Below are 12,330 nucleotides of genomic sequence, written 5' to 3' on the forward strand. Positions count from 1 at the left end.
CCATCTGGGCTAAATATAGCCGGAATTGTTCACTACTTGTCATGCTTTGTCCACCCTTGTGCATATACATCATTGTATACGATAATACCAATTTTGAGAAGGCAGGGAATTTTATGTCAAAATTTCTTAAAGGCACTATGATCTTAATGATGGCAGCCTTTATTACTAGAATATTAGGGTTTGTAAACCGGATCGTCGTCGCAAGATTCATCGGTGAAGAAGGCGTCGGTCTTTTTATGATGGCTTTTCCGACCCTGATCCTTGTCATCACCATCACTCAACTGGGCCTTCCCGTAGCCATCTCAAAAAATGTGGCTGAAGCTGAATCCAGGGGAGATATCCGGAAGGTCAAAAAAATATTGGTGGTTTCCTTATCAATTACACTCGGGCTTTCCATCATTTTCACCCCGGCTCTCATTCTGCTTGCTCCGTACTTGACCGAAGCTTTATTTACTGATGATCGAATCTATTATCCTCTGGTTGCCATTGCTCCAATCATTCCGATTGTAGCCATTTCCTCTGTCATCAGGGGCTACTTCCAGGGAAGACAGAACATGAAGCCTTCTGCTTATTCCCAGGTCATTGAGCAAGTGGTCCGGATTACGTTGATTGCCGTATTAACAAAAACCTTCCTTCCATATGGGATTGAATATGCGGCCGCTGCTGCCATGGTGGCGTCAGTATTAGGAGAACTAGCATCCCTTCTTTACCTGTTCACCAGCTTCAAATTAAAGAAAAAGTTTAAAATCAGACGAAATTTCTTCACCTCGATCCGAAACGGCCGGGAAACGTTTAACGAATTGATGAGTGTGGCCTTGCCTACAACCGGGAGTAGAATGATCGGGTCAATTGCGTGGTTTTTCGAACCGATCGTCGTGGTCAACAGCTTAGCCCTTGCTGGAGTGGCGGCCGGGATGGCAACGAAGCAGTATGGATCCCTTACAGGGTATGCGCTGCCTCTTTTGTTCCTTCCGTCATTCATTACCCTCTCATTATCTCAATCTCTTGTACCAGCCATAAGCGAAGCCAATTCTCAAAAAAACTTCACATTAATCGAGCACAGGCTTCAACAGGCGCTGAGATTCTGCTTGATTACGGGAGGCATATCCGTCGTCATCCTTTACGTCTATGCCAAGCCTCTCATGCAGGTAATGTACGGAAGCGAGAGTGGTGCAGGTTTCTTAATGATTATGGCCCCATTCTTTATATTTTATTACTATCAAGGACCCCTGCAAGCTGTTCTCCAAGCTCTGAACCTTGCAAGAGCCGCTATGATCAACAGCCTGATAGGAGCCGTGGTGAAAACCGGGGTCATCTTCATCCTTGCCTCTCAACCCGCATTTGGCATCAATGGGGCCGCTCTCGGAATTGTAACAGGATTTATGCTCGTCACCATGCTTCACTTCATGACCATCCTTAAATATATCCCGATGACGATTTACTTAAGGGATTACTTAAAGACCGGATTCGTACTGATTGCCACAGGATTATGGGCGCATTATTCGTATCTATACTTATTTAGCAGTGAAGGCCTCGTGTTCCGCTTATTGTTTGGAGTCTTGTCTTCAACGATTGTGTACCTTCTCCTCTCCATCGGCCTTAAGCTTATCGTAAAAAATGACCTTGCACGCATTCCATTCATCCGCCGATTTATTACGGAATGATCATCAATAAAAACTCCTCAACATGTGGTTGAGGAGTTTTTATGTGTACGTTGACAAATAAGACTAATGATTTTTTTCGTCAATGTAGAATTGCCCATTCTGAAAGCTGCAGAATGAAATTTCTTGTATGTTTTTAAAGCCTCTATCCCTCATTTCCTTTCGTAACCAGAAAACCGTTTTCCCGATCATATCCAAATGAGTGGTTTGGACCTCGCCATCTAATATCAACGGCAACGTCATGGACTGAGACCCTTCCTCCCCATCATCTTTCTTTAATACCGATAATTTCCCTGAAGGTTCCAAGATTGCAAACTCCACATCTGCCAGATTGAAGATATCCTTTTCTCTTAATTGCAGGAGTAAATCATCATAGTTATACCTCTGTTTTTTCATCATTTTATCGTCGATTTTCCCATTATGGATGATAACGGATGGTTTCCCATCCAACAGTTCACGAAACGGTTTGGACCTAAGGGAAAACCATGCAAATACGATTTGGATCATCACAATGACCCCCATTGGAAGCAACGTGTGGATAATGGGATCTTTAGGTTGTTCAATGGCCATGACAGCCATCTCTGCAATCATGATAAAGACCACTAAATCGAGTATGCTTAGTTCACCGATCTCTCTTTTTCCCATGATTCGAAAAATAAAGATGATCAAAAAGTAAAGAAAAAGAGTGCGTATAATAATCAGGAAATATTCCTCCACTACTTTTCCCCCTCATACATTCGTCTTTTGTAGTATCGACAGATAGAGAAAATTAATGGGAGGAATATTTATCCACCTATAAATGGCTGAATATATTTGAAATACACATAAATCGTTGAAACAGCAAGGGAAATCAACGTCACGGGTACACCAATAAGTAGATATTGATAAAATTTGATATGTACATCTTCTTTCGATGCCAGTCCTGCAATCACAAGATTTGATGAAGAACCAAGCAATGTACCGTTTCCTCCTAAACAAGCACCCAGAGCCAGCGACCACCATAATGGATCCATATTGACCATACCGAATTCACCAAATTCCTGGATGACCGGAATCATGGCAGCTACAAATGGGATGTTATCTACAATGGCAGACAATATACCGGTTCCCCACAGAATGACGAATGCCGTTTTCTTCATATCTCCATCTGTTAACCGTAAAATTTCACGGGCGATTTCATCTATGAAGCCCGCTTCTTCGATCCCACCCACAAGAAGGAATAAGCCCATAAAGAAAAACAGCGTACCCCACTCCACCTCTTTTAATATCGATTCCGGAGGATAAATCTTTTCGAGAAGCAGCATTAACAGAACAGCCCCGGCAAGGGAGACGGTCGTCACATCTAGATGAAACATCGGATATAAAGAAAAGCCGACCAACACCAGGCCAAGCACAAACAGGGACTGAAGGAGCCCCCTGTCTTTCTTTAAATACTCCTTTGCCTTTATTCCTTTTAGGAGTAACTTTCTGTCTTCCTTGACAAAGAGGACTTCTTTGTACAGTACACACATGATAAGTAAAGTAACGACGTAAACCATCAAAACGACGGGTAATAAATTTTCAATAAATGCATTAAACGTAAAGTGTTTAACTGCTTGACCGATCATCATATTAGGGGGATCGCCAATTAATGTCGCCGTTCCGCCAATATTACAAGCGAGGATCGTCATGATGAGAAAAGGGATCGGAGGGAGTTCAAGCAGCTTCGTCAGTTTAAAAAGGATCGGAACTAATAACATGGCAATCGTTACGTTAGCCAAAAAGGCAGAGCCAACCGCAGCCAATAAGGAAAATAGGGTCAGAAGAGCCAGTCCATTCCCATTCACCCATTGTGCAAACCGGATGGCAGTATACTCAAAGAAACCCGTTTTACTCGTCAACGTTACAATTAGCATCATGGAAAAAAGCAGAGTGATGGTTTTCCAATCTATATACGTAAACAACGCTTTCTCAATGGGGAAAGCCCCAATTAAAAGCATGGCAACACCGCCCGCCATGGCAGCGAGTACCCGGTTCCATTTCTCAGTCATCAGCAGGATGTATACAGAAACAAACACAATCAACACGATCATCGGAGACATGGTCACAGCCCCTCCTTCTCCAGGAAGTTTCATACTAGTCTATGAGGCTTGACCATGAAAAATTTCTAGTCTTTTTCAAGGGGTGAATGAATATGCTTGTACTATCACATGAATAAAATTTAATGAGTTAGAAGGGAGAGGACCATCATCGAGGCGAAAAAAATGGGAGGTGCCGTTCTATACGGGACAACAACCATATTTGTCATAGCGATTGTCGCAAGCTTATTATTCTCTTTGCTGCTTCGGTTTACGGAACTGACTGAGGGCTCCATCACATTATTTGTCACCATCATATCGTTTCTGTCTTTATTTGTTGGCGGATTTATGTCTGGTGGGAAAGGAAAGACAAAAGGGTGGGTTCTCGGAGGATCAACAGGACTCATTTACACCCTGGTCATTTTCTTATTTCAATATCTCGGATACGATAGTCTGTTTTCGATGGAGCAGCTCATCTATCATGGCTGCTATATCCTCACAGCCATGATGGGAGGGATCCTCGGGGTAAATATGAGTGGTGGAAACCGGGAGAACTAGTTCCCTCACTAAATAAAAAGGGTCCCTCCCAAAGTGCCTTGGCACAATGATGAGGAACCCTTTTTTATTATACTTGATCTGCTCTCACTACTTCTCTGATCGCATTACGATCATATGTAAGACGGCTGCCGTCACCACATAGAATGACTACTTTTCCTTCTTCAATCGCATCGATCGCACCGTGCAATCCACCGATCGTGATGATTCTATCACCCTTAGCAAGCTCATTTTGCATTTTTGAAATGGCTTTTTGACGCTTTTGCTGAGGACGGATCAGTAAAAAGTAAAACAGAACGAACATTAATATTAAAGGTAAAATTGTTCCTAAACTTCCTCCCATTCTTTTCCCCTCCTTTCATCTATCTATTTATGGTTTAGCTTTTAGAAGTTTTTCGCATCAGGCCGGTTGAATCCGTATTGCTCGAAAAATTCTTCTCTAAAGTCTCCTAGACGATCTTCACGAATCGCTTGTCTGACTTGCTCCATTAATTTTAACAGAAAATGAAGATTATGATAAGTCGTAAGGCGAATTCCGAACGTTTCGTCACATTTAATTAAATGACGAATATACGCACGGCTGTAATTTTTACATGTATAGCAATCGCAATTCTCATCGATCGGTCTGAAATCCCTTGCGAATTTAGCGTTTTTCACAACCAGGCGGCCTTCGCTTGTCATAAGGGTACCGTTACGTGCGATACGGGTTGGAAGGACACAATCGAACATGTCAATTCCACGCATCGAACCATCGATCAGTGAATCAGGCGAACCAACCCCCATCAGGTAACGAGGTTTATCCGACGGAAGATGGGGCGTCGTGAAATCAAGTACGCGGTTCATGACGTCCTTCGGCTCGCCGACAGAAAGGCCACCTACAGCATAGCCGGGGAAATCCATGGATACAAGGTCGCGGGCACTTTGCTTACGCAGCTCTTCGTACTCCCCACCTTGGACGATCCCGAATAACCCTTGATCCTGCGGTCGCTGGTGAGCTTCCAGACAGCGCTCTGCCCAACGTGTCGTACGCTCTACAGAACTCTTCATATAATCATATTCAGCAGGATACGGTGGACATTCATCGAAAGCCATCATGATATCAGAGCCCAATGCATTCTGAATCTCCATCGCTTTCTCCGGACTGAGGAAGAGCTTATCCCCATTCAGATGATGACGGAAATGGACTCCTTCTTCTTCAATCTGGCGAAGCTTACTCAAACTGAACACTTGGAAACCGCCTGAATCGGTAAGGATGGCACGGTCCCAGTTCATGAATTTATGAAGGCCGCCAGCTTCCCTGATGATTTCATGGCCGGGACGTAACCATAGATGATAGGTATTACTAAGAATGATGCCGGATTCCATGGATTTCAAATCCTCCGGTGACATGGTTTTTACAGTGGCCATGGTTCCTACGGGCATGAAGGCTGGCGTTTCAAATGAACCGTGTGGCGTATGAACGCGGCCCAGTCTTGCACCGGTTTGTTTACATGCTTTAATCAATTCATATTTTATTGCAGTCAACGTGTGAAATCTCCTTCCACTTTCCATAAAGGGGTAAATAGTTTGTTCATTCAGGGTATTACTTAATAAACATCGCATCTCCAAAGCTAAAGAAGCGGTACTTCTCTTTAACTGCCGTTTCATAGGCATGCATCACGTTTTCCTGTCCCGCAAAGGCACTGACAAGCATGATCAGGGTCGACTTCGGTAAATGGAAATTCGTGATGAGACCATCGATCCCCTTGAACTCATATCCAGGATAAATAAAAATATTCGTCCAGCCATTCTCTTCCACGAAAGATCCGTGCTTTGAAGCAATGGTTTCCAGAGTACGGGTGGATGTGGTTCCGACTGTAATGATGCGGCCGCCATTTGCCCTTACTTCATTCAATAGGCGGGCGGTCCCTTCGGATACTTGATAGAACTCGGCATGCATATCATGTTCCTCGATCGTATCGACGGAAACCGGTCTGAACGTACCCAATCCCACATGAAGGGTAATGAATGCAATATGTACACCCTTTTCCCTCAGCTCATCCAACAGTTCTTCCGTAAAATGAAGACCTGCAGTCGGAGCTGCCGCTGAACCTCTTTCCCTGGCAAATACCGTCTGATAGCGGTCTTGTTCTTCCAAACGTTCGCGGATATATGGAGGCAAAGGCATTTCCCCTAATTCATCCAGCACTTCGTAAAAAATCCCCTCATATTGAAATTCAAGGATTCTCCCGCCATGGTCTTTCAAGCCGACACAGGTTGCTTTCAGCTTTCCGTCCCCGAACACGATCTCAGTGCCGACGCGAATTCGTTTGGCAGGCTTTACAAGCGTCTCCCACCGGTCTCCATCCTCTTGTTTCAAAAGAAGCACTTCAATATTGGCACCCGTATCTTCTTTTTGTCCAAAAAGACGTGCCGGTAGTACTCTTGTGTCATTTAAAACGAGACAATCCCCTTCGTGCAGGAAATCCACGATATTTTTAAAATGGAGATGATCTATGGAACCTTCATTTTTATCCAACACCATCAGTTTACTCTCGGAACGATTTTCCAGGGGAGTCTGGGCAATCAGTTCTTCCGGTAAATGAAAATCAAAATCTTCTACTTTCACAATTTGTCACCTAGCTTATTTAAATCTCACCCATGATTCCTATTTAAATCGCCCAATTAAATAAAAGACAACGGAAAGTATAACACTTAACAGAATAGAAGTCATAAGTGGAAAATAAAATGTTGTGTTTTCTTTTTTAATCATAATGTCTCCAGGAAGCTTACCTATTTTGATGAATTGCATCAGGAATCCAATAATAAGAATGATTCCACCTATAATCATTAGTAACTTTCCCGTCAATTGTCTGGCACCTCCAGCTGGAAATGTTCATACACAAGATGAGTGACGATCCTCCCTCTTGGAGTCCGTTGGATGAACCCGATTTGCAAGAGATACGGCTCGTATACATCTTCAATCGTGTGAGACTCTTCCCCGATACTCGCGGCGATTGTATCAAGTCCTACCGGCCCGCCTCTAAAGCGCTCGATGATGCCCTTAAGAAGCTTATGGTCGATATGATCAAGGCCAAGTTTGTCCACTTGAAGAAGCTCAAGGGCTTCCCTTGAAAGGTTGGTCGTAATATCCCCATTGCCCTTCACCTGTGCAAAATCCCGCACCCTTCGGAGTAACCGATTGGCGATACGCGGGGTCCCTCTAGACCTCCTGGCCAATTCTTCAGATGCAGTCGCTTCGATCTTTGTATTTAAAATCGCGGCTGTCCGCTGAACAATTTCATTCAACTGTTCCTCATTATAATATTCCAAACGGCATAAAACTCCAAATCGGTCACGTAGAGGGGCAGATAATGCACCGGCACGGGTCGTCGCTCCCACGAGTGTGAAAGGCGGAAGGTCCAAACGAACAGACCGGGCACTCGGACCATTCCCTATGACAATATCCAAGCAAAAGTCTTCCATTGCCGGATAAAGAACCTCTTCGATCGCCCGTGGCAAACGATGGATTTCATCGATGAACAACACATCACCGGGCTCAAGTGCCGTCAGGACCGCAGCTAAATCTCCCGGCCTCTCAATGGCAGGGCCTGATGTGGTGCGCAGGTTTACGCCCATTTCATTTGCAATGACAGCAGCGAGTGTTGTCTTCCCCAATCCCGGTGGCCCATAAAGAAGAACATGATCGAGGGTTTCCTGACGCATCTTTGCCGCTTCAATGAAAACCTCCAAGTTATGCTTTACTTTATCTTGCCCAATATATTGTTTTATTGTTTGAGGACGCAAGGAATATTCAAAGGAATCTTCATTTAACTCTGATTCGCCTGATACGATTCTTTCTTCCATCCAGACTTCCTCCCTTCATGGAATCAACTTATTTCAATAAAAGCTGAAGAGCTTTCCTGATGATTTCGTCTGATGTATGCCCTTCTCCTTTTAACTTTGGAGTGATTTTCTTGATTTCACGCTCAGAATAGCCCAGGGCTTTAAGGGCAAGAATCGCTTCATCAAATGCTTCATCCTTCCCTGAGGACACTTCAGCCCCCTCCGGATTTGAGAATAAACTTGGAAAATAATCAGGCACAACATCCTGAAGCTTCCCTTTTAAGTCCAGGATCATCTGACGAGCAGTCTTCTTACCTACACCGGGAAACTTCGTCAAGAAACTCTCATTCTCTTCTTCGATGGCGGTGATTACCTGCTGGGGGGCACCCGAAGCCAGAATCGCTAAAGCTCCTTTTGGACCAATTCCTGAAACATTTAATAGTTTCATAAATAGCAATTTTTCTTCCATTGCCAGAAAGCCATAAAGGGCAATAAGATCTTCACGCACATGCTGATATGTAAAAATCTGAATCTCTTGATTTTGATATTTAGAATAAACAAACGGATTCGCCGTATACAACTGATACCCGATCCCATTATTCTCCACCACTACATACTCGGGACCCACTTGAGTCACTGTCCCTTTTATATATTCATACATCTCATTCTCTCCTTGTTCCCACTATCACAATTTATCTAAAGTCTTTCATACCATGTTAAAAAGTCATATAAAACCTATTGTATCATATCACTATTTGAAGTGATGGGAAAGAGAGACAAAAAAGAAACACTTGTTCTTTTTTGTCACTTTTCGCAAATATTGATGTCTTATACGTATTGTCTGCCTTGGCTCTGTCAATCAGTTTGTGTGCTAGATGGTGAGGGGAACTGCTCCGCTTTCCGCGGACGTTCGGCCGAGCCTCCTCAGCTTTGCTTCCGGGGTCTCGGCACGACCGTACTTCCGCAGGAGTCTACGCAGTTCCCCTCACCATCTTTAAGAGATTTTCGTGACAGAGCTTAAGATGTCATAGGAAATCAATCTAGAACCACCTTAATAGTGGTTGCTTGCTAAAAGCTTTTGTTTTTATTTATATCTTTTAAAAAACTTGCTGAGAAAGTTGATTCTCGTTGCAGATGCTCGACTCCTCCGGGAATAGTGGACAGATGAGACCCACTGGCTTTGCAAAATTGTAAATGAAATTCAACCAAGTGAAAATTTCACATTCGTATTTTACTGTGGGAACAATAAGAAATCTACAATAGGATCTTTTTTGTGTTGTCTAACCGTTATTAGGAGGTCAAAATGTAGAATCTCAGAGTGGATTGTAGCGGAAGGCACTTGACTCCTGCGGGAAATAGAGGAAAGGTCGAGACCCCACAGGGCAAAGCCCGAGGAGGCTCGACTTCCTCCCCGCGGAAAGCAAGTGCCTGAAGCGGAAAGGAACGGACCATGTTTTCACACTACCACTCATTCAAAAGATAAATTTACTTTTTTTGAAGTTATGCAAAGACCGTGGTTAAGGCCCCGGAGCACTGCCGAAGAGGCTCACAGGCATCCCACCGGAAACGAGCATCCTTACAATCAGAGCGTTTTTTTAGATTGAGAAAACTATGGCAGGGAAGAATTCAACGATAAAAAAACCAGTGGTATCCTCACTGGTTTCACACTCTTATTTAGGGACGGAGTACGCTTTAAATTGTTCGAGTACCTCTTCATATTCCTGCTTCGACTTAATGGGGATGCCCTTGACTAAATCATCATGCCGCTTACTTTCCAGCTTCTCTACATCAAGCTGGAAGAAGGATTGAATGATCTCTGCCTGTCCCGGTTTTCCATTAAAAATGGATAGAACACCATTATCGGATATGCCGAAGTATCCATTTGTCTTTAGGAGAGGGGATATATCATCCATCTGTTTTTGAAACACGACCTGTTCTTCCGTCATATCCATTAGCTGCCAATCCTCGTATGCAGCCCAGAAGTCTTCCATGCTCCAAATCGTTTCCTGCACGATTTCCTCACTGACCTCACCATCCAGATATACTCTTTCCAGTATCACCGTGATAGTGTGGGCGGAAGCAACCTCTGCAGGTGTTTCATTCAGCTCGCCTCCATCAGCAGCCTGCTTCTCTTCTGTATAAAAGAATGTGAAGTAAAAAGCACCTATTAACAACATCACCATAAACACGATTCGAACCTTAATCGTCATCGTGATCACCTCGAACTTATATTATGTAACGCTCTATCCACTAGTCTTGCCAAACCATGTTAAGAATATCCAGTCTATGTGAAATTTTTCGAGGGACGGACCTCAGGAAGCATGGTTTCATCATTCCCTGCTCAAGGAGGTGAACTTCGAAACAACAAAAAAAGACTACCAAAGAGATTGAACTCTTTAAGTAGTCTTATCATTCTTACTCATTGATGCGGTGCTTTACTGACTTAAACATATCGTGCATATCAAAGTTAATACCTTCTCTTGGGCCGCCGTCACGTAGATCATTGTCAATGTTCCTGACGCGACTGAATGTTCCTTCATCGGTCACGACCGAAACCGTTCTTCCGTGGAGATATGGCTGTACGGCTTTTTTCACTCTTGTTTTCGTTTCTTCTATTTTGCTATGGTCATCAAGCTCTACAGCAATCAGGACATCAGAACCATAAGCTACCGCACGAACGTCACTGACATTTTCAACTTTCCCAGTGACATCGCCAATCTTCTCAGCCAGGTCACCTTCATAAGCTGTATAGTAAGATCTCTTTGCATTTCGCGTATTATCATCAAGATGACCGTGATAATTCGCATCGCCATGGCTCGCGCGGCCGTCTTGGGCCATGAAATTCTCGTCATAGTCAGCGAGTGGTCTTGAAGGGTTTTGAGGATTTCCATTTTCATCCTTCACTTGAAGGAAATCACGTTTCTTTTGACGGATATCCTGCCCTTCTCTCCCAACAGAATGATCATACATTTCAGTTAGAGGTCCGTCCCTCTCATCTTCCTTATCTCCTCCGTGGCCTTCGTTTGAATAGAAGCCGAGGGGCTCGTAGGAGTCTGTATAGCGATCTTGGGCTTCTTCTTCTCCAGTATTACATGCAGCAAGGCCCAATGTCATGACGGCTGTTAATGGTACCATGAATAATCGTTTATTCAATGGTGATTCCTCCTTCAACCCAATACTTGAGCATTATTTGTGCTCACCATTAGGTTGTGAAAGGATCTCACCTTTCATTCGGGTCAAAGTTTGGAGACATCCCCTACAATTGGGTATTGATCCTTTTCACTTCTCCATGCAGCTCTTGATTGAATTGCATTCGTTGCGAAAATTGATGAAGGGTTAAATTGATTAAGTAACCCCACACACGCTGCTTATAGGATTGATCTTCACGGATGAATCGATTCCACTCTCGAAACACATCTGATGGATACATTAAACCAAGATAAAAGATGAGCTCATCCTCATATGATTTGAATGGTGTCAGTCGTTTGACGTCACTTAGAGACCAATTTAAATAGGGTAAAATCCGGTTACAAAACTGCAGGTCATCGGTTAACTCTGTAGAAAGTGACATTAAATCAAAGTCAATCATATACACCATCCCGTTCTTTCCTCTTAAGAAATTATGATGTGCTACATCTCCATGAGTAATGCATTTTCCATACTCATCGATGTCGATCGATTTTAATTCTTTCAATGCCCACTTCCCCCATTCTAAATACGTATACAAATAATAAGGTTGAATGAAGGCTTGCAAATAGGGAAGATTATATTGAAACTGCATCATTCGTTTTTTCCATTTCTTCAGCCACTTGTACCGTGGAATCTCAGTTGTCCATGATTGGTTGATCTTTTTCGATACTGAATGAAATTTTTTCAGTACCTTTAAAGCATCATCCCGATCTTCAGGTTGATCATAACGGATGGACCGGGACGTTTCTAACCATGTGGTAATACCGATCGGTGATCCTTCAAATAGTACTATCTCCCGCTCGTGAATAGGGTGAAACGGGAGTACGTGATAAAACTTTTCCCTTAATAACGTTGAAATCAGCCGTTCCTGATGTAAGAACCTCAATTGATTTGGAAATCGTTTCACAAACCACTTTCTTCCATTGCTTTTAAGCTTCCATTTTCCTTCTTTTAACATCTTAAGGGATGCTCCGGGATCGTTTAACTTAGATTGTAAAAAAGAAAGGAGACGATGTGAATAATCGTCCCCTCGTACATGCATG

The 12,330-nt window shown here is 43.4% G+C and carries 13 protein-coding genes; 2 read left to right on the top strand and 11 right to left on the bottom strand.

Going from position 1 to position 12,330, the window contains the following annotated elements:
- The first annotated feature begins 113 nt into the window (after positions 1 to 113).
- Positions 114 to 1,664, top strand: a complete 1,551-nt coding sequence (gene spoVB, locus ACXAF2_RS05080; RefSeq protein ID WP_475137631.1) for a stage V sporulation protein B — start codon at positions 114 to 116, stop codon at positions 1,662 to 1,664.
- A gap of 63 nt (positions 1,665 to 1,727) precedes the next feature.
- Here spoVB and ACXAF2_RS05085 read toward each other — a convergent pair whose 3' ends face one another.
- On the bottom strand, positions 1,728 to 2,378 hold the full coding sequence (locus ACXAF2_RS05085; RefSeq protein WP_475137632.1) for a DUF421 domain-containing protein: 651 nt from the start codon (positions 2,376 to 2,378) through the stop codon (positions 1,728 to 1,730).
- Between the two features lie 68 nt (positions 2,379 to 2,446).
- Positions 2,447 to 3,742: an ArsB/NhaD family transporter gene (locus tag ACXAF2_RS05090; protein ID WP_475137633.1), complete on the bottom strand. Its 1,296-nt coding sequence runs from the start codon at positions 3,740 to 3,742 to the stop codon at positions 2,447 to 2,449.
- Between the two features lie 162 nt (positions 3,743 to 3,904).
- Between ACXAF2_RS05090 and ACXAF2_RS05095 the strand changes: the two genes are divergently transcribed.
- Positions 3,905 to 4,276 (top strand): TIGR04086 family membrane protein, encoded by a 372-nt coding sequence (locus ACXAF2_RS05095; protein ID WP_475137634.1) that lies wholly within the window; start codon positions 3,905 to 3,907, stop codon positions 4,274 to 4,276.
- A 67-nt stretch (positions 4,277 to 4,343) separates the two neighbouring features.
- Here ACXAF2_RS05095 and yajC read toward each other — a convergent pair whose 3' ends face one another.
- The 9 genes from yajC to ACXAF2_RS05140 all read right to left on the bottom strand — a co-directional run bounded on the left by yajC (position 4,344) and on the right by ACXAF2_RS05140 (position 12,329).
- Positions 4,344 to 4,616 (bottom strand): preprotein translocase subunit YajC, encoded by a 273-nt coding sequence (gene yajC, locus ACXAF2_RS05100; RefSeq protein ID WP_149156354.1) that lies wholly within the window; start codon positions 4,614 to 4,616, stop codon positions 4,344 to 4,346.
- Between the two features lie 41 nt (positions 4,617 to 4,657).
- Positions 4,658 to 5,797, bottom strand: coding sequence for a tRNA guanosine(34) transglycosylase Tgt (gene tgt, locus ACXAF2_RS05105; RefSeq protein ID WP_475137635.1), 1,140 nt, complete (start codon positions 5,795 to 5,797; stop codon positions 4,658 to 4,660).
- 58 nt (positions 5,798 to 5,855) lie between these two features.
- Positions 5,856 to 6,881, bottom strand: a complete 1,026-nt coding sequence (gene queA / locus ACXAF2_RS05110; protein WP_475137636.1) for a tRNA preQ1(34) S-adenosylmethionine ribosyltransferase-isomerase QueA — start codon at positions 6,879 to 6,881, stop codon at positions 5,856 to 5,858.
- Between the two features lie 39 nt (positions 6,882 to 6,920).
- Positions 6,921 to 7,103 carry a DUF2905 domain-containing protein gene (locus ACXAF2_RS05115; RefSeq protein ID WP_475139115.1) on the bottom strand — a complete coding sequence of 61 codons (183 nt, stop codon included), beginning with the start codon at positions 7,101 to 7,103 and terminating at the stop codon, positions 6,921 to 6,923.
- Between the two features lie 14 nt (positions 7,104 to 7,117).
- Positions 7,118 to 8,119: a Holliday junction branch migration DNA helicase RuvB gene (ruvB, locus tag ACXAF2_RS05120; protein WP_475137637.1), complete on the bottom strand. Its 1,002-nt coding sequence runs from the start codon at positions 8,117 to 8,119 to the stop codon at positions 7,118 to 7,120.
- 28 nt (positions 8,120 to 8,147) lie between these two features.
- Positions 8,148 to 8,759 (bottom strand): Holliday junction branch migration protein RuvA, encoded by a 612-nt coding sequence (gene ruvA, locus ACXAF2_RS05125; protein WP_475137638.1) that lies wholly within the window; start codon positions 8,757 to 8,759, stop codon positions 8,148 to 8,150.
- 1,009 nt (positions 8,760 to 9,768) lie between these two features.
- Positions 9,769 to 10,308 carry a BofC C-terminal domain-containing protein gene (locus ACXAF2_RS05130; protein WP_475137639.1) on the bottom strand — a complete coding sequence of 180 codons (540 nt, stop codon included), beginning with the start codon at positions 10,306 to 10,308 and terminating at the stop codon, positions 9,769 to 9,771.
- A 205-nt stretch (positions 10,309 to 10,513) separates the two neighbouring features.
- Positions 10,514 to 11,251, bottom strand: a complete 738-nt coding sequence (locus tag ACXAF2_RS05135) for a YhcN/YlaJ family sporulation lipoprotein (RefSeq protein WP_475137640.1) — start codon at positions 11,249 to 11,251, stop codon at positions 10,514 to 10,516.
- A gap of 103 nt (positions 11,252 to 11,354) precedes the next feature.
- Positions 11,355 to 12,329, bottom strand: a complete 975-nt coding sequence (locus ACXAF2_RS05140) for a phosphotransferase (protein ID WP_475137641.1) — start codon at positions 12,327 to 12,329, stop codon at positions 11,355 to 11,357.
- Position 12,330: the final 1 nt, after the last annotated feature.

The organism is Rossellomorea sp. ABR4_004 (assembly GCF_056159585.1).

What these genes read in the sequence shown, in the direction of transcription:
- ACXAF2_RS05090 (WP_475137633.1), bottom strand. Translation starts at nt 3,742, where the DNA reads ATGTCTCCGATGATCGTGTTGATTGTGTTTGTTTCTGTATACATCCTG.
- ACXAF2_RS05115 (WP_475139115.1), bottom strand. Translation starts at nt 7,103, where the DNA reads ATGATTATAGGTGGAATCATTCTTATTATTGGATTCCTGATGCAATTC.
- yajC (WP_149156354.1), bottom strand. Translation starts at nt 4,616, where the DNA reads ATGGGAGGAAGTTTAGGAACAATTTTACCTTTAATATTAATGTTCGTT.
- spoVB (WP_475137631.1), top strand. Translation starts at nt 114, where the DNA reads ATGTCAAAATTTCTTAAAGGCACTATGATCTTAATGATGGCAGCCTTT.
- ACXAF2_RS05140 (WP_475137641.1), bottom strand. Translation starts at nt 12,329, where the DNA reads ATGCATGTACGAGGGGACGATTATTCACATCGTCTCCTTTCTTTTTTA.
- ACXAF2_RS05095 (WP_475137634.1), top strand. Translation starts at nt 3,905, where the DNA reads ATGGGAGGTGCCGTTCTATACGGGACAACAACCATATTTGTCATAGCG.
- ruvB (WP_475137637.1), bottom strand. Translation starts at nt 8,119, where the DNA reads ATGGAAGAAAGAATCGTATCAGGCGAATCAGAGTTAAATGAAGATTCC.
- ruvA (WP_475137638.1), bottom strand. Translation starts at nt 8,759, where the DNA reads ATGTATGAATATATAAAAGGGACAGTGACTCAAGTGGGTCCCGAGTAT.
- ACXAF2_RS05130 (WP_475137639.1), bottom strand. Translation starts at nt 10,308, where the DNA reads ATGACGATTAAGGTTCGAATCGTGTTTATGGTGATGTTGTTAATAGGT.